The sequence below is a fragment of the Bacteroides sp. AR29 genome, from assembly GCF_900217715.1.
GTDB classification, from domain to species: domain Bacteria; phylum Bacteroidota; class Bacteroidia; order Bacteroidales; family Bacteroidaceae; genus Bacteroides; species Bacteroides uniformis.
On the sequence record NZ_OBMS01000002.1, the window covers coordinates 389,625 to 411,556 of the forward strand.

The window sequence follows — 21,932 nt, forward strand, 5'->3', positions numbered from 1 at the left end:
GTCGCCCGTAACATCGGATAATTGTAAATGCATTAACCGAATAGTACAATTGTTTAATGGTTAAATCAGGAAAAGGCGAGTCGTGAGATTCGCCTTTTCGCATTCATTCTCTATTGCCTTTCCGGATGCAATTCACATTCCTTTTTGTATTACCCCTGATTTCAGGGCGCAGAATGTTTCTTTTTATCCCTGCATCTCCTTCACCTCCTTCTCCCATCCTCCTGTTCATTGGCTTTCCCGGTGAAACCGCTTTCCACCCTCATCGCCCCGCCTTTGCATCGCGCGACACGCCGTAGTATCCCGGCATGGCCCGGTAGATGGGTTGCGTGGGCTTCCCCACATTCTTCAGCTTGCCCTCTTGCTGCAACCGTTTCAGGTGGACGTTCGCGGTGGTGCGCGCCATGCCGCAGAGCGCTTGGAAGTCACTGCGAATCAGCACGTCGTGGTCGGCAAAGTATTCTTTCAGCTTCATGTCTATCTCCACTTCCGAAAGCTTCAGGGAGTGGCGGGTGTATTTACTGCGGATGGCACTGACTCCCGTCATCGCTTGTTTCAGCCTGACGTCGGGACGGAAGCTGATGCTTTTCAGCCGGAGTTTCAGGTGCTTGTTCGGGGTGCTGCGGGTCACTTTCTGTGTGGCTTCCAGGGTGGGGGCGAAGTAGCCCAGCCCTTCGATGTGCACCTCGTGGCCGTCGCGCAGTTCTTCGCCGCAAATTTGCGCCAGGCAGTCTATCGCGTTCATCACGTCGCCCACCGTGAGCGAGCTGCGGGCATGCACGCGGTTGTAGAGCTGCCGCATGGTTACTTTCCCGTTGAGCAACGGGCGGGGATGGAGGCCTCTCTCTTCAGGGGCTTCCTCATTAGTGCCCGGATTCTCGTACCAGTCATATAGTATTGCCATATCAATAGGTTTTAGTGCGTTCAACATACTTGTTTCTTCCCTCGGAAGTGTCTTCCTGTAAGTGAACGACTCCGGTCGGCCGAACGAATAACCCGGGTCGTTCGATTGAACGACCTAAGTCAGTCGATTGGACGACCCGGGGCGTTCACTTATAAAGAACCGTGCAAAGGTACTGAAAATAAAGGGTTCCGAAGCATAAATAAGTATGTTTGTCGGCAGGAATGATTTTTGAAGAATAAGCGGAGAATGGTTTGCAAAACGCCCTCGGCAGGCAGTAACTTTGGCGAAGAGGCGAGAGGAAAGAAAGGATGATTCCCTTCCTCGAAACCTCCCAATAATCATTTTAATAAAAAATATTTATGAAGAAAAAACTGATGACTTTGCAGCAACACCGGCTCTTGAAGGAAGCGGGACAACTGATAGCCTTTTCCGAAAGGCTGAAACACGCACAAAAAGAAACGACCGACCGAAACTGGAAGGAGCGGGAAGAGCAGCGCCGCCGGAGCGCGAAAGCCGCAAGCACCGTGACTGCACTGAGCGGCGACATCGAGGAGTTCCTCACTTCGCGCTACGACTTTCGCTATAATCTGCTGACGGATGAAACCGAGTTCCGCCCCGCCGGACAACGCTCTGCCGCCTTCATCCCCGTGGGCAAGCGCGAGTTGAACACTTTCTGCATCGAAGCCCATGCCGAAGGTATTCCTTGCTGGGACAAGGACTTGAACCGATACGTCTATTCCACTTACATCCCTGCCTACCATCCCTTCCTGCTCTACATGGACGAACTGCCCGATTGGGACGGCAAGGACCGGCTGACTGCGCTTGCCTGCCGCGTCTCTTCTCGGCCTCACTGGGTGCGGGGATTCCATACCTGGATGCTGGGACTTGCCTCGCAATGGATGGGCGTGTCCGGACTGCATGCCAACAGCGTGGCTCCCGTTCTCGTCAGCCGCGAGCAGGGACGACGGAAATCCAGCTTTTGTCGCGCCTTGATGCCTGACGTGCTGACGCGTTACTACGCCGACAACCTGAAACTGACCTCGCAGGGACAAGCTGAGAGAATGCTGGCGGAAATGGGGCTGCTCAATATGGACGAGTTCGACAAGTATGCCGACAACAAAATGCCCTTACTGAAAAATCTGATGCAGATGTCGGTGCTCAACATCCGCAAGGCCTATCAGCAGAACTTCAGGCAACTGCCCCGTATCGCCTCGTTCATCGGCACCAGCAACCGGTTCGACCTGCTGACCGACCCCACCGGGAGCCGGCGCTTCCTCTGCATCGAGGTGAAGCACAATATTGACTGCATAGGCATAGAGCACGACCAGATTTTTGCCCAACTGAAAGCGGAACTCATTGCCGGGCGGCGCAACTGGTTCACCAAGCCGGAGGAGGAACTGCAATGGCATAACGAGGCTTTCTATCGTGTCAGCCTTGTGGAGGAGGCGGTTCACAGCTTGTTTCGTACCCCGCTTCCGGCAGAGAAGAGCTTCGACCTGACTGCCGCCGACATCTTTGATGAGTTACAAAAAACGCATCCCGCCTTGATGCGTGGCAGCAATCCCATGCAGTTCGGTTCGGTGCTGCTGCGGGTGGGACTGAAACGCCGGCATACGAAGTACGGCAATGTATATGAGGTGGTGAGAAGGAAGAAAGAAGTTTCACCGGAAAGGGTTGAACGATAGGGAAATAATGCGAAAGGTGAAGGGGTGAAGGAAGAGAAAGCCGGTTTATAGTCTCATTACGGATTGACATAGATTCCTATTAATTCAGGTTGTAGATGCCGATGGGATAAATATTTTCGCTCATAATAACTGTATATTTTATAGATTTCTATAAAAGTAACTTTTTTATAAGAACAAAACAAGCGAAAGTTGCGATTTTCACTACTCCTTGTCGGATAAAAAACTTATCTTTGCGATTGAAACAATCTCTTGTTAATGATATGAAATACACATCATACTCTTATCCTTCAGGCAGGGCGGAAGTGGCTGCATTTGTTGTGACCGGCGGAGTGACGGAATACCATGTGATGATACATGCCACTGACCCGAAACAGACCTATCGTGAACAGATGAATGTCGTGTTGGATGCGTATGCCGCTTTACTGAAAAAAGAACTGTCCGGAGCCGTGGCGGTTTTTAAAAGATACTTCCTGAGTGATGCCGCCAACCAAGCGGAACTGTTGCTTGCCGCTACGGCAGAAAGCTCCGATTGCGCGCTGTCTGTGGTGGAACAGCCTCCGCTGGATGGCACCAAGATTGCTTTGTGGGCCTATCTGCAGACCGATGTGCAGACACGAGTGCTGCCGAACGGACTGTATGAAGTGAAACACGGTGCTTACCGCCAGCTCTGGATGGGAGGCAGCTTCAATCGTGCCGCCAATTCGGAATACCAGATGCGTCTTTTGCTCAACGACTATGCCATGCAACTGATGGAGGAAGGGTGTACTCTGGCCGACAATTGCCTGCGTACCTGGATATTTGTGCAGAATGTGGATTGCAATTATGCCGGTGTAGTCAAGGCACGCAATGAGATGTTCGTCACCCAGAACCTGACGGAGAACACGCACTATATTGCCAGTACCGGTATCGGTGGGCGTCATGCCGATCCGAAAGCATTGGTGATGCTTGACGCTTTTGCTGTAGCGGGATTAAAGCCCGGACAAATCAAATATCTCTATGCCCGCACACACCTGAACCCCACTTATGAGTATGGAGTCAGTTTCGAACGGGGAACGGCGGTGGATTACGACGACCGTCGGCAAGTACTCATTTCCGGTACGGCGAGTATCAACAACCGTGGGGAAGTGATGTATGCCGGAGATGTACGCCATCAGACAGAACGGATGTGGGAGAATGTGGAGGCTCTGCTGAAGGAAGCTGACTGCGGCTTTGGAGATGTAGGGCATATCATTGTCTATCTGCGTGATATTGCGGATTATGCTGTAGTGAAAAAGATGTTTGACAAGCGTTTTCCCGATACGCCGAGAGTGATTACGCTGGCTCCCGTCTGTCGCCCGGGGTGGCTGGTGGAAATGGAGTGTATGGCGGTGAAGAAAATCTCTGATTAAAAATATTATCTTTGGTTAATTGAATATTAGGCTGACAGTTGGTAAACGCCTACCTTTGTTGAAATTCTAATGTATAAGGATGAAAACACGTATCTTGCTTTTCTGTATCAGTTGCCTTCTTTGGGCAAGTTGTGGAAATTCCGGACAGAATTATGTGATTGAAGGAACGTTGCCGTCGGTGAAATACGACGGGGAATGGATATACCTCGTGCCGATGGAGAATGCGCCGGGGCGGGTGGATTCTGTAAAGATAACCAATGCCTCTTTTTCTTTTTCCGGACAAGGGGAGGAGATGAGGGTGTTGCGTCTGCGCCATCTGCTGCGTATCTACATCCAGGAACTGCTGGTGGTGACGGAGCCGGGAACCATACATGTGAAGGCCGACTCTGTCGGTTCGGTAACGGGCACTCCACAAAATGATGCCCTTCAGAAATGGAAAGAGGGGAGGGAAAAGATGCAAGAGGCTTACCATTTCATCCGGACGGGACTACGGAATGCCACCGGAAAAGATTCACTGCATCTGATACGGATACGTGACAGTCTGAGGATGCAGGAGCAGGAAACGAACTTTCTTTTCCTGAAAGAGCAGGGAAACAATACGTTGGGAACATTCATGCGGAAGATGGTGCGTGGCTCCTTGACGGAAGAACAACAAAAACTGTTGGATGAAAGCTTGCAGAAGGAAATACATTGAATGGGGAGCGGCAGGAATCGGCGCTTTGGCGTTGTTCCTTTTTTTCTTCCGGATATTGCCCTATCATCTGTTCCATCGGGAGCAGACACAGCTCTTTTTGCTTGCCACCGAACCATTGGCCGGGTATCTGCGGCATCCGGCGGCTCTGGCACGTCTGTCAGGAGATTTCCTCACTCAATTCTTTTATTACGAAGGGGGTGGTCCGGCCATAATGGCTGTCGTGCTGTTGCTTTGGGGAGTGGTGGTGTTTCGTTTGTTGGTTCCGTACATGGGACGTTGGGCGTGGGTTCCTACGGTGTTGGCGGTGGCTTGGGAGGCAGGAAGGCAATGCGGATTGAGTTATCCGCTTTCCGGCACAATCGCTTTAACCGGTATCGGAGGTGTTTTGTTGTTGTGTCGTAGCTGCATGCGACGTTCGTGGAAGTCGGGCTTACCGGTAAGCATATTGGCGGTATTGTCCGGCTATTGGCTGTTTGGCTGTGGCGATTGGTCGTCACGATGGTACAATATGCCCGATTTAGGGCGAGAATATCTTTTGGAGTTGGATTCGGAAATGTATTTCGGCCGTTCGGAAAAAGTACGGAAACTGTTGGCGGAGGGTGAATACCGCTCTCCGTTCACTGCCTATTATTATAATTTGCTGAATGCACAGCAGGACCGACTTCCCGACCGGCTGATGGATGGTTATCAACCGGCTTCGCAAGGGCTGTTTCTGCCCGTGGCTCCCCATTCTACCTACCTCACTATTTATGCAGCCAATGAAGTCTGGTTTGCGTTGGGAGATATGACGATGGCTGAACATGCTGCCATTCTGGGAATGATTTTTTCTCCGCATCATACCGGAGCAAGAGCTGTCAAGCGTTTGGCGGAAATCAACCTGGTGAACGGTGATGAGGCGGCGGCTATGAAATATCTTCGTCTCCTGCAAAAGACAATGTGTTACCGTGATTGGGCAGAACGGCGTATTCCCGGAAAACAGACGGCCGAAGTCTGCCAATGGCTGGAACGGAAGCGGTTGTTGTTGCCTGCAACGGATACTTTGCGCTCTTCTGCCGACATTCCGCTTTCACTTCGTCATCTGTTGCGTAACAAACCTGATAATACGTTGGCATGCGATTACCTTCTCTGCTTTGATTTGCTGAATAAGGATATTGGGGCTTTCGCCGGAGATTATCGGGAGTTTGCTGCAAAGAAGTTTCCTTCCAGATTGTATGCCGAAGGTTTACTTATCTATCTTGCCGGGAAAAAGGCTTCGTTGGATGAAGTGGAAAAATGGAATATACCGCCTCAAGTATTGGATGAATTCAGTGAATATACCCGGCTGTACGAGGCAAACGATGGTAATGGTGCCCCTTTGCAAGCCAAATACGGAAAAACATATTGGTTTTATTTCCACTATGCTACGATGAAAAAGGGGAAGTGATTTATGATGAACATAGATATGAAATATATACAAGTTGTTGTGGGGCTGTTACTGTGCTACTGCCTATATGCTTGCAGTCCCCGTCCGGAGTCTGTACAGCCTGCAGACCGGTTATTGGTGCTCTATCCGGAATATCAGGATGTAACCATTCCCTACAATGTGGCTCCTTTGAATTTCCTTGTGCGAAATGAAGGGGTGGATGCGGTGTGCGTGAGTGTAAAGGGAGCATCGGACAGCTTGGAGATAAATGCGCGCGGGAACAAGGCGATATTCCCCTTGAAAGCTTGGCGTGCATTGCTGGAAGCGGAGAAGGAACATACTTTGGAAGTAGTTGTTACTGCCCGTACCGACGGCCGCTGGCTGCGCTATCCTTCCTTTGCATGGCAGGTAGTGGCGGACAAGCTTGACGCCTATGTCAGTTACCGTCTGATAGAGCCCGGTTATGAGGTATGGAATGCCTTGCAGATACGTGAACGTTGTATTGAGAATTTCGAAGAGCGTATTTTGGCGGATAACAGTCAGACAGACGGCAAGTGCATGAACTGTCATGTGCACGGAGGAAATAGTGGCAACCTTTCGATGTTCCATCTTCGGGGTGAGGGAGGGGGGACTGTCCTGAACCGTGACGGCAAGCTCCGTAAGCTTGCCTTGAAGAATGAACAGATGATATCTGCGGCTGTCTACGGGGATTTCCATCCTGACGGGCGGTATGGTGTGTTCTCGTCTAATGTGATTATTCCCATGTTCCATACGGAAAGTAACCGCCGTCTGGAAGTTTACGATACCGTCTCCGATTTGGCTGTCGCCGATTTTGACGGAAACCGGATGATTCTATCTCCGCTTACGGCGGATTCCACCGTATTGGAAACTTTTCCCACATTCTCTGCCGATGGGAAATGGATATATTACTGCTCAGCTCCGACTGTGCCATTGCCGGACAGCGTACAGCAATTACGCTATTCGCTTTGCCGCATTGCGTTCGATGCCAATCACGGCGCATGGGGTGACCGCGTGGATACCCTTTGGAATGCCCGGCTGGAGAAAGGCTCCGTGTGTCATCCGAAAGCCTCACCGGACGGACGCTACCTGCTTTATACCGTTGCTGATTATGGAACATTCCCCATTTGGCACCGGGAGACGGAATTGCAGCTGATGGATTTGCAGACGGGCGCCATCGACTCCCTGCCAATGGTCAACTCCAGCCGTTCGGACACTTATCACAGTTGGTCGTCAGGCAGCCGTTGGTTTGCCTTTGCCAGCAAGCGGGGTGACGGGCAGTACGGGCGGGTTTATTTTGCCTATCTGGATGCTGAAGGGAAGGCGCATAAGCCTTTTGTGCTACCCCAGTCGGACCCTGAAAAAGACGATTTGACATTGAAATCCTACAATATTCCCGATTTGTCGGCTACTCCCGTTCCTTTTGATGCTTCTTCCATCAAGCGGATAAACCGGCAACTGAAGGCTGAGGAATTCAAATGACAAGACATACAGAGAGTACCAAATTGTAAATAATAAATTGTAAATAGTAAATGTTCTTATTTCTGAAAAAGACTTGGAAGATAGGGTTGTCGATACTTTTTGGCGTAGCGGTGCTTCTCTTTTGGGGAAGCGTATATCCGGCCCATATTTCCTATCAGGAGCAGTTCCAGCTTTTCTTGTTCGATGCCGACTACTGGTGGGAACGGATAGTGGTTCCCGGTGGGTTGGCCGATTATATCGCTGAGTATCTGACGCAGTTCTATTATCACGTGTGGGCGGGAGCTTGTATTCTGGCTTTTTTGTACGTGTTGTTGCAACGGTTGGTTTGGAAACTGGCGAAGGAGCAGGGTGCGGCTGATGTGTATTATCCGCTGAGTTTTCTGCCCATCATTGTCTTGTGGCATTTCATGGGTGATGAAAATGCGATGCTGTCATTGGTGGTGGCTCTGCTGTTAGCATTGTCTGCATCCTGCTGGTATGCGGATTTGAAAGGGAAGTGGCAGCGTGTGGCATACATTCTGATAGTCCTTCCGCTGCTTTACTGGACAGCGGGTGCGGCACACTTCATCTTTATGGGCTGGGTGATTGTACGCGAGTTCCGGTTGAATCTTAAAGGTAAGAATTTCTGGGGTGGTGTCGGAGTGTTCTGGGGTGTAGGATTGTGGGGTATCGGTTGTCCGCTATTGGCAAGCATGTGGGTACAATTCCCCATTTACCGTCTGATGGGCGGTATAGGATATTACCGTTTCCCGGCAGTGATTCCCTGGATAGAGATAGGGCTTGCCGTATTACTGGTTGTTCTCCCCTTCCTGCTGTCCGCTTTGCCCGCTTTGAAGAAGAAGCCGGTATTTTATGGAGTTCTGCAAGTGGTGGCGGTAACATTGTTCGGCTATTACTACGTGGTGGCCGGTTGCGATATGGATAAAGAGGAAGCGATGGAGTATGACCAGCTGGTACGTAATAAACAATGGCAGGAGATTATAGAAAAGGCAGAAGAGAAGTCACCGGTTTCACCTTTCGGCGTGACCTGCCTGAATCTTGCTTTGGGAAAGACGGGACAGATGGGCGACCGTATGTTCGAGTTTTATCAGAACGGGACGGAAGGGCTGCTGCCGGAGTTTCAGCGTGATTTTACTTCTCCGTTGCCCACCAGTGAGGCATATTATCATTTGGGTATGGTCAATACGGCACAGCGTTTCACTTTTGAGGCGATGGAGGCCATACCTAACTTCAACAAGAGTGGCCGTTGCTTCAAGCGTCTGGCGGAGACGAACTTGATAAACGGGCAATACGAAGTGGCAGCCAAGTACCTGCGTTTGTTGAGGAAGACAATCTTCTACAAGGATTGGGCAGAGGATGCCATGACCTATCTGTATAATGAGGAAAAAATCAATGCCCACAAGGAGTGGGGTTGGTTGAGGCAGATACGCTATACGGAAGACTTCTTGTTCAGCAGCCAGGAAACGGACATCATGCTGGGGTTGCTTTACCAGCACAACCACCGGAACCGGATGGCATTTGAGTATATGCTGGCCTATGTCCTGCAGCAACGTGATTTGGAACGTTTCATGAAGTACTATCCGCTGGGTAAGCATGCCGGCTACGACCATATTCCCCGCAGCTATCAAGAGGCGTTGATATATGTATGGACACAGACGCACAAGAACTTCCAGGGTATGCCGTGGAGCATTTCGCCCCAAGTGGTGCGGGATGTAACGGAATTTGCGCGGATATATACCTCGCAGCAGAATGCCCGGCAGATGTTGGAGGCGCGTTTCGGCAGTACATACTGGAATTATTTGCTACTAAGAAAGTAAAATGAAAAAGATGAAGAATATAGCTGTTTGCATAATGGCTGCATGGTGGTTTGCCGCTTGCGGCAATCCGGTGACTTCCCCGGAAAGGGTGGATGAATGGCCGGATATCTATCCCGACTATATCGGTGTGACTATTCCTGCAACCATTGCTCCTATGAATTTCAATTGTATTGGTGGAGCGTACGAACGTGTGGATGTGACCGTGACCGGAGGAAAGTCCGGAGAGATGCACGTAAATGATAAAATAGTATCATTTCCGCAAGATGCATGGCAAGAGCTTTTGGAGGAGAATAAGGGTGATAGCCTTCTGTTTACGGTATGTATCCGGAAAGACGGCGAGTGGAAACAGTACCGCTCTTTTCCCATGTATGTCAGTCCGTATCCTATAGATTATGGGGTGGTATACCGCAAGCTGGCTCCCGGATATGAAGTTTATAGCAAGATGGGCATTTATGAGCGTGACCTTGCTTCGTTCGAGGAGCGTCCCTTGCTGGAGAATACCATGGTGCCGGGCATGTGCCTGAATTGTCATGCTTTCAACAAAACAAATCCGGACCATCTGAGCCTGCATATCCGTGGAAAGAACGGAGGGACCTTGATGCAGATAGACGGGAAGCGCGAAATGCTGGATACGAAAACGGATTCCACTCTCTCTGCGGGGGTGTACCCTTATTGGCATCCAAACGGCAAATATATTGCCTATTCTGTCAACAATACGCGCCAGTCTTTCCATGCGGTGAAGGATGAGCGTGTGGAAGTGCTCGACTTGGAATCGGATGTACTGGTCTATCATCCCGAGACACATGAATTACTGCTCTCTCCCTTGCTTCAGAAGAAGGAAGTCTTCGAAACCTTTCCAGTATTTTCACCGGACGGACGCAAACTGTATTTCTGTACTGCGGAGGCCAAGCCGATACCGGCGGAATATAAGGAAATACGTTATAGCTTGTGTAGTATAGATTTCAATCCGGAAGACGGGACATTTGGCGAAAAGATAGATACGCTGGTCAATGCGGCAGCTATGAAGAAAAGCATCTCCTTCCCGAGACCCTCGTACGATGGCGAGTATATCATGTTTACTTTGTCGGATTACGGGAATTTCTCAATTTGGCATAAAGAAGCCGATTTATGGCTGTTGGATTTGAAGGATGGCGGTATGCGTCCCATAAAGGAGGTGAACAGCGATGATACGGAAAGTTTCCATAACTGGAGCAGTAACTCCCGATGGTTTGTGTTCAGTAGCCGCAGGGGAGATGGGCTTTATACCCGTCTGTATCTGGCAAGTATGGATGAGAATGGGGTGGTGGGCAAGCCTTTCCTGCTTCCTCAGGAAAATCCTTGGGAGTATTACGACCGTCTGGTCTACTCGTACAATGTTCCCGATTTTACAAGCGAACCGGTGAAGCTGGAACGCCGGAAAGTGGAACGGGGAATTGTCTCGCGGAAGCGCGTTCCGGTGAAAGTTAGATGATACGTTTTTTATATTCTGCTTTTTAATACAGTAAAGGGATAAAATTGTATCATTTTCTCTTGGTGCAATCCGCTATCTTTGTGCCAGGAATTAGTGTTACCAATAACAATACCAGATTGAAAAACATGGATATGAGAAAAGTAAAATTTGCTATGATGATTCTGGCGGCAAGTCTGTTGACCGCCTGCGGTTCTTCCAAGAAAGAACAGAGTGTGAATGAAGAGACGGCTGCTGCGCGTACGCAGGAAACGGAGAACTTACTGGCTAACTTGAAAAAAATCCCTTCCAAAGGTATCATGCTCGGCCATCATGACGATACGGTATATGGTATCGGCTGGGAAGGTGAGGAAGGCCGTTCGGATGTGAAAAGCGTGTGTGGCGACTATCCGGCTGTCATCAGCTTTGATTTGGGAGAGCTGGAACTAGGGAATGCCGCCAATCTGGATAAGGTGCCCTTCGATAAAATCAGGAAAGAGATAATCAATCAGTATCAGCGGGGCGGCATGGTTTCGCTCAGTTGGCATGCGCGCAATCCCAAGACGGGCGGTGATGCCTGGGATGTATCGGATACGACGGTGGTGAAGTCCATCCTGCCCGGTGGCGAGAATCATCAGAAGTTTGCCGGCTGGTTGGGAGGAGTGGCCGATTTCCTTCATTCGCTGAAGACGGCAGACGGCGTGAAGATACCCGTACTTTTCCGTCCCTGGCACGAACACAGCGGCAGCTGGTTCTGGTGGGGCGAAAAACTGTGTACCCCTGAAGAGTATAAGACATTGTGGCACATGACAGTGGATACTCTGCAGGCCAGGGGAGTGGATAATGCACTCTATGCTTACTCTCCGGGCACGGAACCCAAGGACACGACGGAATACTTGAAGAAGTATCCGGGCGACGAGTTGATAGACGTTATCGGCTTCGATACTTATCAGTTCGACCGGGATACCTATCTTGCCGGGATGGATAGGGCACTTTCCATTATCGACAGTATAGGGAAAGCACATAATAAGGTGATTGCTGTGACCGAAACCGGTTACGAAGGAATTCCCGATGCCAAATGGTGGACTGGTACTCTGCTGCCTGCGTTGGAGAAATATCCGCTTGCCTATGTGCTGGTGTGGCGCAATGCCCGTGAAAAGGTGACCCATTACTATGCCCCCTATCCGGGACAGACATCTGCGGAGGATTTTGTGGAGTTCTATAACAATCCCAAGACGCTGTTTGCAGCTGATGTAAATCTGTATCAATAAACAAACAATCAATATAACAGACATGGAAGCTTTTAAAGAAAAGGTAGAGAGGCTCTTTCAGAGACACGAAGAGTTGATTACGAGAAAGAATGTGGCCGTGGAAGACGGCAATGGCATATTCACCCGCTATAAATATCCGGTAGTGACGGCTGCTCATACACCTGTATTCTGGCGGTATGATTTGGATGAGAAGTCCAACCCGTACCTGATGGAACGTATCGGTATGAATGCGACCATGAATTCGGGGGCCATTAAGTGGAATGGCAAGTATCTGATGGTGGTACGTGTAGAGGGCGCTGACCGCAAGTCGTTCTTTGCCGTAGCCGAGAGTCCCAACGGCATTGATAATTTCCGGTTTTGGGATTACCCCATCACCATGCCCGAAGACGCGATTCCGGCAACGAATGTATACGACATGCGCCTCACGGCTCATGAGGACGGCTGGATTTACGGTATCTTCTGCGCCGAACGCCACGACGACAATGCGCCCGCCGGTGACTTGTCCTCGGCTACGGCTACAGCTGCCATTGCTCGCACCAAGGATTTGAAGAATTGGGAACGCCTGCCCGACCTGAAGACCAAGAGTCAGCAGCGCAACGTGGTGCTGCACCCGGAGTTTGTAGATGGCAAATATGCCCTCTATACCCGTCCGCAGGATGGCTTTATTGATGCCGGTAGCGGTGGTGGTATCGGCTGGGCGCTGGTGGACGACATAACCCATGCCGAGGTGAAGGAAGAGAAGATTATCGACCAGCGCTACTATCACACCATCAAGGAGGTGAAGAATGGTGAAGGTCCGCATCCCATCAAGACTCCGAAAGGCTGGTTGCATCTGGCTCATGGTGTCCGCGGTTGTGCCGCCGGATTGCGTTATGTGCTTTATATGTACATGACTTCTTTGGAAGATCCGACGAAACTGATTGCCACTCCCGGTGGGGCCTTTATGGTACCCGAGGGTGAGGAGCGTATAGGTGACGTAAGCAATGTGCTTTTCACCAACGGCTGGATTGCCGATGAAGACGGAGCTGTATTTATTTACTACGCTTCTTCCGACACGCGGATGCATGTAGCCACTTCTACCATTGACAAGCTGGTGGACTATTGCATGAATACGCCTGCTGACGGCTTGTCTTCATCAGCTTCGGTAGAAACGTTGAAGAAGCTGATAGACAAGAATTTGCAGATAATGAAATAATAAAAATACAACATACTATGGCAACACTAAAAGAGAAAATCGGTTATGGTTTTGGGGATATGTCTTCCTCTATGTTCTGGAAAATATTCTCCTATTACTTACCGTTCTTCTATTCGAATATTTTTGGCTTGAGCTTGGCTGATGCAGGATTGCTGATGCTGGTGACACGTATTTGGGATGCAGTGTCCGATCCGATGATGGGAGTCATTGCAGACCGTACTCATACGCGTTGGGGCAAATACCGTCCTTATTTGTTGTGGATTGCAGCTCCTTTTGCCATTGCCGGGATTTTACTTTTTACAACGCCCGACATGGGGACAACGGGTAAGCTGGTATGGGCTTATGTCACTTACATCCTGATGATGACGGTATATACGGCAATCAATGTACCATACGGGGCTATGCTGGGAGTAATGACTGATGATTCGAATACAAAAACGGTTTTCTCTTCTTACCGTATGTTTTTTGCATACGGAGGTAGTTTTATCGCTTTGGGAGCATGGGAGCCATTGTGTAATTGGTTTAAATCAATGGACTATAGCAATGCTTCCAGTTGGCAATATGCCATGGTATGCATTGCCACGCTCTGCTTTTTGGGTTTTCTGTTTTGCTTTAGCATGACGCGCGAGCATGTCAAGAGTGTGGCGTCCGAATCCATCGGTAAGGATGTGAAGTCACTGGTGCGCAATTCGCCTTGGTGGATATTGAATGGTGCGGCGTTGTTGTCGAATTTCTTCAATACGGTACGCGGAGCTACTGCCGCCTACTTCTTCAAGGACTATATCAGTGCCAATGCATTCCTCGATTTCGGGGTGTTCAATCTGGTATTGTATGCCGGCTTGTTCCTGATGGTGGGTGAAGTGTGTAATATGATTGGTGTGGCGCTGGCTGTGCCTCTGTCCATGAAGTTTGGAAAGAAGTCCACTTATATCATTTCGCTCGTGTGCCTGGTAGTGCTCAGCGTGCTCTTCTTCTTTGTGCCGAATGACGGGCTGGGATGGTGGCTGATGATGATTTTCCAGGTGCTTATCTCCATCTGCACCGGTATCGTATCTCCGTTGATTTGGAGCATGTATGCGGATGTGGCGGACTATGCCGAGCAAAAGGATGGCACATCCTCTACGGGGCTGATATTCTCTTCCGGTTCTATGGCGCAGAAGTTTGGCGGTGCATTTGCAGGCTGGGCAGTAATGGCACTGTTGGCATTCTTCGGTTACAATACCGCAGAGAATGCCGTGCAGACTCCCGAGGCGCTGGATGGCTTGAAGTATCTGATGAGCTTTATTCCTGCTGCGATAGCCGCACTTTCCATCGTTGTCGTATTCATCTATCCATTGAATAAGACGCGTATGGCAGCCATCAATGCAGACCTGAAAGAGCGCCGTGAGAACCTTTAGCAGAATAACTCATAACTTATAACTCATAACTCAAAAACTTGTGGATATCAAGAAGATGAAACAGGAGATGGAGGAGGAGCTGGTTTCCAATATCCTCCCCTTCTGGATAAATAGAATGACGGATGAAGTGAACGGCGGTTTCTACGGCCGTATCACGGGCCGGGAGGAGGTGAAGCCCGAAGCAGAAAAGGGGGCAATCCTGAACGCCCGCATCTTGTGGACCTTCTCGGCTGCATACCGCTTGCTGAAGAGGCCGGAGTATCTGGAAACGGCTACGCGTGCCAAACGTACTCTTATCGACCGTTTCTATGACAATGAATTTGGTGGAGTTTACTGGTCTCTCGACTATAAAGGCAATCCGCTCGATACCAAGAAGCAGATTTATGCTTTGGGGTTCGCCATCTACGGGCTGAGTGAATATGCTCGTGCCACGGGCGATGATGAAGCGCTGGCATATGCCATCCGCTTGTTCGAGACCATCGAAGAGCATAGCTTCGACCCCGTGAAAAACGGTTATTGCGAAGCCTTGACCCGCGAATGGGGAGAAATAGCCGACATGCGCCTCAGCGCCAAGGATGAGAACGAGCGCAAGACGATGAATACCCATCTGCATATTCTGGAACCTTATACCAATCTTTTCCGCGTGTGGAAGGATACCCGTCTGGAGAGGCAACTGCGCAATTTGATAGGCCTTTTCACGGAACGGATTCTGAATATCAAGACCGGTCATCTGGAATTGTTCTTCAATGATGATTGGGTTAGTAAATACCGCATTGTCTCCTATGGGCACGACATCGAAGCCTCCTGGTTGATACACGAGGCTGCCCTTGTTCTGGGCGATAAGGACCTCCTGGAGAAAGTGGAACCACTTGTAGAATACATCGCTGCCGCTGCCGATGAAGGATTGACGCCCGACGGCAGCATGATATACGAGACTTTTCTGGATAAAGGAAAGACCGATACTGACCGCCACTGGTGGGTGCAGGCCGAGAACGTAGTGGGACATGCCAACCTCTACCAGCACTTTGATGACGAAGTGGCCATGCAGAAGGCTCTCCGATGTTGGGACTTCATCAAGCAGCATCTGGTAGACTACAAGTACGGAGAATGGCATTGGAGCGTGCGTGCCGACGGCACGGTGAACACCGATGATGACAAGGCGGGATTCTGGAAATGTCCGTATCACAACGGACGTATGTGCATGGAAATTATTGAACGTTTTTCATAGGTTTTCTATCATAAGAAGATGAATAGATTGATGGTTTTGGGGATTCTTGTCTGGATGGGGATTGCGCTGCATGCGCAATCTCTTTATCCGGACTTCAGCAAGCTGAACTTCGGGTGCGATGGAAACAGCATTACCGCAGGCGAACAATGGTCTAAGACTGTAGTGGATAAACTCGGATTCGCTACACATCACAACGTGGCGGTCGGTTCTGCCACATGGGCATGCCATCCCGATACTCAGGATTATGGCAGCGAAGCTTTTGCCGGCATCTCCGGCGGTTGGCAGGTTACGGAGGATAAGCATGAGTTACAGATGCGGCACAACAACGTGTCAAAGGTGCATATCCAGAAGTTCATAGCCGAAGTGGAAAGTGGCGCTTACCCTGCGCCCGATGTCTTTGTGTTCTCTATGGGAACGAATGACCGTAACTTGGGTAGTGCCGAAGAGGCCCTTAAAGGGAAGACGCTCGATGAAGTAGATGTCAACACCATGGCGGGCGGTGCCCGTTGGTCCATTCAGACCATTCTGGAGCATTATCCCCAATGCCGCGTATTCGTGTGCACGCCGATTCAGACCGGCAACCCCGAACACAATGCACTGAATCTGCAGAAGATTGCCATCTTGCGTGAGTTGTGCCGGGCGCTTTCCGTTCAGCTGATAGACTGTTACTCCAACTGTGGTATCACCGAAAAGTTTGAGCAGCCTTCCGGTAGCGGGCGCTATCTGCGCGACGGGTTGCATCCCGACAAACCGGGGCAGGAGCTGATGGGCCGTTACATCGCGAAGGAGATACGGAACCATTTCTTTTAGTTCCGTTCTGCATATTCCGGTTGGAATAACTTATCATTTAGGGCTTGTAAAGCCCTTTTTTTGTCTGTATTCTTAATGACGAATGCCACGTCATTATTGCTGCTGCCATATGAAATCATCCGTAGGGGGATGTCCTTTAGCGCCTCCATAATCTTTGCCTCAAACCCGGCATATTCCCATTGCATGTTGCCCACCACGGAGACGATGGTCATGCGGTCTTCTACCAATACATGGGCATATTGGCGTAGTTCGGAGATGATATTCGATAAACGAGTGCAGTCGTCTATAGCCACAGATACGTCCAGATTGGAGGATACCAGCAGGCAGAGGGGGGTACGGTACTTGGCAAAAATGTCGAAAATCTTGCTGATGAACAGATAGGGACACAGATTATGGTTCGATTCGAACTTTATGTATATGATGTGGTCCTTGGCGGCTATGGCCTTGATGATATTGTCGTCCTGCAGGTTGGAAATCAACGTGCCTTCTGCCGACGGTTCCATAGAGTTAAGCAGCCGGACGGGAATATTCCTTAGGCGTGCCGGGGCGATACAGAAGGGATGCAGTATCTTGGCACCATAGAAGGCCAGTTGTTCGGCTTCGTTGAAGCTGAGGCGTTTCACGGGGCGGGTACCTGACACCTCGCGCGGATCATTGTTGTGCATGCCATCTATGTCCGTCCATATTTGTATCTCGTCTGCTTGGAGGGCGGTGCCAATGAGGGAAGCGGTGTAATCACTGCCGCCGCGTTTCAGGTTGTCTGTTTCGTTATAGGCATTCTTGCAGATGAAACCCTGAGTGATGAAGAGATTGATGCCGGGATGGCAGGCAAGCTGCTCTCGGAGTTTCTGTTCTATATATTCCAAGTCGGGTTCGTTGTCGGGGCCGATACGCATGAAGTCGAATGCACAAAGCAGTACATTGGGAACTTTCAGCTCGCGCAGGTAGAAGTGCATTAGGGCGGTACTGATAAGTTCGCCTTGTGCCAGCACTTCCTTCTCTTCGACAGAGGTGAAGGAATCTTTGGTAAATTTCCATAGTTGCTGGAAGCGGTCGAGGATATAATCTATTGCTTCCCGTTTCAGTTTCTCGTCGGTCAGCAACCCATTGGCAAATTCGATGAATTGGAATTCCAGCCGGGTGATACGGTCGTGAGCTTGTTCTATTTCACGGTTGAACAAGTTGGCGGCAATCTCCTCCAGATGGTTGGTGGTGCCTGCAGTGGCAGACAGTACCACAATCTTGGGTGTTGCATCTTTAATGAGTGTTGCTACATGTTTCATTCTCTCTACGGTGCCGACGGAAGTTCCGCCGAATTTACAAACTTTCATTTCTTGTTTCTTTTTTAACAGTTTCATAATTGCATTCATCCGGATGTTCTTCCTTCCGACTTTTCATTTCAGGTGGCCTCTTTCCAAAATGGAAGGGGGAGGCATGAGGGGCTTTCACTGGGACTAGGCCTGCATAATGCCGCTGTGGCATTGCTGTGGTGAGATATTCATATCCCGGTTGGTGGCAGGCTCTTGCCCCTTCACCTATAAAAGTTCAAAAGATATGCCGTTGGTATTTGGGAAAAGCTTATATTTGCACACCCTGTTTTTTACCGTTATCAGTTTAAAAACTTATCGAATAGATATGAGTAAGATTCTAATCATTGATGATGAGGTACAAATCCGTACCCTTCTGACACGGATGATGGAGTTGGAGGGATATGACGTCTGTCAGGCTGGTGATTGCAGGGCTGCCCTGAAGCAACTGGAACTCCAAAATCCCGATGTAGTTTTGTGTGATGTGTTTCTGCCCGATGGAAATGGGGTAGACCTGGTGTTGGCTATCAAGAAGGCGGCACCCAATGTGGAAGTTATTCTGCTGACAGCGCACGGCAATATTCCCGATGGGGTGCAGGCCATCAAGAACGGTGCTTTCGACTACATCACCAAGGGAGACGATAATAACAAGATTATTCCTCTGATAAGCCGTGCTGTAGAGAAAGCGCGTATGAATGTGCGGTTGGAAAAACTGGAGAAGAAGGTGGGACAGACGTACTCTTTTGATTCTATCCTGGGAGAATCCAAAGTCCTGAAGGATGCTGTTTCATTAGCTCAGAAGGTGTCAGGGACTGATGTTCCTGTACTGTTGACTGGAGAAACGGGCACGGGTAAGGAGGTATTTGCCCAGGCCATCCATTACAGTAGTAAGCGTGCACGGCAGAATTTTGTAGCGGTTAACTGTTCTTCGTTCAGCAAGGAGTTGCTGGAAAGTGAAATGTTCGGTCATAAAGCCGGTTCGTTTACCGGCGCATTGAAGGATAAGAAGGGACTGTTCGAGGAAGCGAATAATGGGACTATTTTTTTGGATGAAATCGGTGAGATGGCGTTTGAACTGCAAGCCAAGTTGCTGCGTATTCTTGAAACCGGTGAGTATATTAAGATAGGTGATACGAAACCTACCCGTGTCAATGTCCGCATCATTGCCGCTACGAACCGCAACTTGTCCCAGGAGATTGTTGCCGGACGTTTCCGCGAGGATTTGTTTTATAGATTAAGCGTATTTCAGATACATCTGCCGCCATTGCGCGAACGTGCAGGTGATATCCGGCTGTTGGCGAAGGCTTTTATAAAGAGTTTTGCGGAACAGCTGGCGCGTCCGGTGGTTGAAATAGCTCCCGCATTTCTTGAAGCATTGGACTCCCAACCGTGGAAGGGAAATATTCGTGAATTACGTAACGTGATAGAACGCAGTATGATTGTTTGCGAGAGCGGATATCTGGACATTGCTGATTTGCCGTTTGATATTCAGAATGCCCATTATGAACACTCCAATGATTCAAGTCCCGGCAGTTTTGAACTTTCAGCTATGGAACGCCGGCACATTGCCCGTGTACTGGAGTATACAAAGGGGAATAAGACAGAAGCAGCCCGGTTATTGAAAATAGGTTTGACGACGTTGTATCGGAAGATTGAGGAATACAAGATCTCAGATCTATAATAGGGGGCTCAGTATACGACTGAGGTACCTTCGATATAGGACCGTGGCAAGATTATTCTTGAAACAGGCTTAGAAGCAGAAAGTGCCTATGGGCTAAAACATATCAAAACAGGTTGCACCTTTTCATTTTGAAAGGGTGCAACCTGTTTCTTTTTATACTTGTTTAGTATGTATTTTGTTGATAATTAATGGTGTATGGTATATGCGCTCTTTTTGGCACATATTTGGCACATTCCTGGCAGACAAAAATATGTAGTAACATTTTAAAAGGTAAAAACATGGGAATAACAGTATCATTTATTTTTTGCCTATTGAGCGGTTTGTTCGCCTTTTGGCTTTTCTGGAAATGCGTAGATTGGTTTGAGAAGATTTAAAAGAGAGAATTATGTACACAGCTTTATTTGTATTAGGTATTGTAATGTTCGGGTATCTGACTTATGTGCTGATAAGACCCGAAAAGTTTTAATGAATGGAGAGTGGAGAAATGAACACTGAAATTTTAGGTGTAGCCTTGCAGATTGTTCTGCTGATTGTGATATCCTATCCTCTGGGAAAGTATATTGCCAAGGTTTACAAAGGCGAAAAGACATGGTCGGATTTCATGAAGCCGGTCGAGAGATTGATTTATAAAGTGGCCGGAGTCAATCCGGAGGAAGAGATGAACTGGAAACAGTTCTTGAAAGCCCTGCTGATTCTGAATGCCTTTTGGTTTGTATGGGGCATGGTGCTACTCTGTACACAGCAGTGGTTGCCGTTAAATCCGGATGGAAACGCTAACCAGACACCGGACCTGGCATTCAATACATGTATCAGTTTTATGGTGAACTGTAATTTGCAGCATTATTCCGGTGAAAGCGGACTGACATATTTTACACAGTTGTTCGTCATTATGTTGTTCCAATTCATTACCGCCGCTACCGGTATGGCAGCTATGGCAGGTATCATGAAGGGTATGGCTGCTAAATCGACGAAGACTATCGGTAACTTCTGGAAGTTCTTGGTTTTGAGCTGTACACGTGTATTATTACCGCTTTCGTTGATTGTGGGCTTCATCCTCATTCTACAAGGTACTCCGATGGGATTTGATGGTAAGCTGGAAGTTCAGACGATGGAAGGACAAACCCAGTTGGTTTCACAAGGTCCTACGGCAGCGATTGTTCCTATCAAGCAATTGGGTACGAACGGTGGCGGTTACTTTGGATGTAACTCTTCACATCCGTTGGAAAATCCTACTTACTTGACAGATATTGCAGAATGTTGGTCTATCCTAATTATACCAATGTCTATGGTGATTGCACTCGGCTTTTACATCAAACGTAAGAAGATGGCTTACTCTATCTATAGCGTAATGCTTTTTGCTTTTCTTGTCGGTGTTTGCATCAATGTTTCGCAGGAGATGGGAGGTAATCCGCGCATTGATGAGATGGGAATTGCTCAAGACAATGGAGCAATGGAAGGTAAAGAAGTCCGTTTAGGGTCTGCTGCTACTGCTCTTTGGAGTATTGTGACTACAGTTACTTCCAATGGCTCTGTGAATGGTATGCATGATTCAACGATGCCTCTTTCCGGTATGATGGAAATGCTGAACATGCAGATTAATACGTGGTTTGGAGGTGTGGGTGTAGGTTTCATGAACTATTATACATTCATCATTATCGCCGTATTCATCAGTGGACTGATGGTGGGACGTACTCCGGAATTTCTCGGTAAGAAGGTAGAGGCGCGTGAAATGAAGATTGCTACCATTGTGGCACTGCTTCATCCGCTTATCATCTTGGGCGGTGTGGCACTTTCTTGCTTTTTGTTCGCTCATTATCCTGAATTTGTGGCAGGTGAAGGCGGCTGGTTGAATAATCCCAGTTTCCACGGACTGAGTGAGCAGCTTTATGAATATACTTCGGCTGCGGCCAATAATGGTTCTGGCTTCGAAGGATTGGGCGACAATACTTACTTCTGGAACTATACTACCGGCTGGACGCTGATTTTAGGACGTTTCCTGCCTATCGTAGGTCAGGTAGCCATTGCTGGTCTGTTGGCCGGAAAGAAATATGTTCCGGAGAGTGCCGGTACGCTGAAGACAGATACAGTAACTTTCGGTGTGATGACTTTTGCCGTTATCTTTATTGTGGCTGCCTTGTCATTCTTCCCGGCACATGCATTGAGTACGATTGCTGAACATTTCAGTTTGTAATAGTAGTTTGTAAAAAGT

At 49.0% G+C, this 21,932-nt stretch carries 16 protein-coding genes; 14 read left to right on the forward strand and 2 right to left on the reverse strand.

Annotation, left to right across the window (positions count from 1 at the left end; all coding sequences use genetic code 11):
* Positions 1-259: 259 nt before the first annotated feature.
* Complete coding sequence (locus tag CSD97_RS01410; protein ID WP_098031863.1) at positions 260-901, reverse strand: HU family DNA-binding protein; 642 nt, start codon at positions 899-901, stop codon at positions 260-262.
* A 359-nt stretch (positions 902-1,260) separates the two neighbouring features.
* Between CSD97_RS01410 and CSD97_RS01415 the strand changes: the two genes are divergently transcribed.
* From CSD97_RS01415 to CSD97_RS01470, 12 genes are all read left to right on the forward strand, one after another.
* Positions 1,261-2,586: a VapE domain-containing protein gene (locus tag CSD97_RS01415; protein ID WP_098031864.1), complete on the forward strand. Its 1,326-nt coding sequence runs from the start codon at positions 1,261-1,263 to the stop codon at positions 2,584-2,586.
* 260 nt (positions 2,587-2,846) lie between these two features.
* Complete coding sequence (locus CSD97_RS01420) at positions 2,847-3,974, forward strand: Rid family hydrolase (RefSeq protein WP_098031865.1); 1,128 nt, start codon at positions 2,847-2,849, stop codon at positions 3,972-3,974.
* 79 nt (positions 3,975-4,053) lie between these two features.
* Positions 4,054-4,668, forward strand: a complete 615-nt coding sequence (locus tag CSD97_RS01425; RefSeq protein WP_034532693.1) for a DUF4369 domain-containing protein — start codon at positions 4,054-4,056, stop codon at positions 4,666-4,668.
* Positions 4,640-6,091 carry a DUF6057 family protein gene (locus CSD97_RS01430; protein ID WP_098031866.1) on the forward strand — a complete coding sequence of 484 codons (1,452 nt, stop codon included), beginning with the start codon at positions 4,640-4,642 and terminating at the stop codon, positions 6,089-6,091. The genes CSD97_RS01425 and CSD97_RS01430 overlap by 29 nt, the downstream gene beginning before the upstream one ends.
* Before the next feature lie 3 nt (positions 6,092-6,094).
* A complete protein-coding gene (locus CSD97_RS01435) occupies positions 6,095-7,570 on the forward strand; it encodes a PD40 domain-containing protein (RefSeq protein ID WP_098031867.1) in 1,476 nt (491 codons plus the stop codon).
* 50 nt (positions 7,571-7,620) lie between these two features.
* Entirely contained in the window at positions 7,621-9,387 is a 1,767-nt protein-coding gene (locus tag CSD97_RS01440; RefSeq protein ID WP_098031868.1) for a DUF6057 family protein, read from the forward strand.
* Between the two features lie 10 nt (positions 9,388-9,397).
* A complete protein-coding gene (locus CSD97_RS01445) occupies positions 9,398-10,858 on the forward strand; it encodes a PD40 domain-containing protein (protein ID WP_005834841.1) in 1,461 nt (486 codons plus the stop codon).
* A 131-nt stretch (positions 10,859-10,989) separates the two neighbouring features.
* Positions 10,990-12,105: a glycosyl hydrolase gene (locus CSD97_RS01450; protein WP_098031882.1), complete on the forward strand. Its 1,116-nt coding sequence runs from the start codon at positions 10,990-10,992 to the stop codon at positions 12,103-12,105.
* Positions 12,106-12,127: 22 nt separating this feature from the next.
* Positions 12,128-13,300 (forward strand): glycosidase, encoded by a 1,173-nt coding sequence (locus tag CSD97_RS01455; RefSeq protein ID WP_098031869.1) that lies wholly within the window; start codon positions 12,128-12,130, stop codon positions 13,298-13,300.
* A gap of 17 nt (positions 13,301-13,317) precedes the next feature.
* Positions 13,318-14,697: an MFS transporter gene (locus CSD97_RS01460; protein ID WP_005824990.1), complete on the forward strand. Its 1,380-nt coding sequence runs from the start codon at positions 13,318-13,320 to the stop codon at positions 14,695-14,697.
* Between the two features lie 40 nt (positions 14,698-14,737).
* A complete protein-coding gene (locus CSD97_RS01465) occupies positions 14,738-15,925 on the forward strand; it encodes an AGE family epimerase/isomerase (protein WP_008662925.1) in 1,188 nt (395 codons plus the stop codon).
* A gap of 18 nt (positions 15,926-15,943) precedes the next feature.
* Positions 15,944-16,735 (forward strand): SGNH/GDSL hydrolase family protein, encoded by a 792-nt coding sequence (locus CSD97_RS01470; protein WP_005824695.1) that lies wholly within the window; start codon positions 15,944-15,946, stop codon positions 16,733-16,735.
* Here the strand turns inward: CSD97_RS01470 and CSD97_RS01475 are convergent.
* The gene (locus CSD97_RS01475) at positions 16,732-18,066 is read right to left on the reverse strand and encodes an aspartate kinase (RefSeq protein ID WP_008662927.1); all 1,335 of its coding nucleotides are present in this window, start codon (positions 18,064-18,066) and stop codon (positions 16,732-16,734) included. The two genes, CSD97_RS01470 and CSD97_RS01475, sit on opposite strands and share 4 nt — an antisense overlap.
* Before the next feature lie 304 nt (positions 18,067-18,370).
* Between CSD97_RS01475 and CSD97_RS01480 the strand changes: the two genes are divergently transcribed.
* Together CSD97_RS01480 and kdpA are read left to right on the forward strand one after the other, a co-directional pair.
* Entirely contained in the window at positions 18,371-19,723 is a 1,353-nt protein-coding gene (locus CSD97_RS01480; protein WP_008662930.1) for a sigma-54 dependent transcriptional regulator, read from the forward strand.
* Between the two features lie 484 nt (positions 19,724-20,207).
* Positions 20,208-21,914, forward strand: a complete 1,707-nt coding sequence (gene kdpA / locus CSD97_RS01490) for a potassium-transporting ATPase subunit KdpA (RefSeq protein ID WP_009037805.1) — start codon at positions 20,208-20,210, stop codon at positions 21,912-21,914.
* Positions 21,915-21,932: the final 18 nt, after the last annotated feature.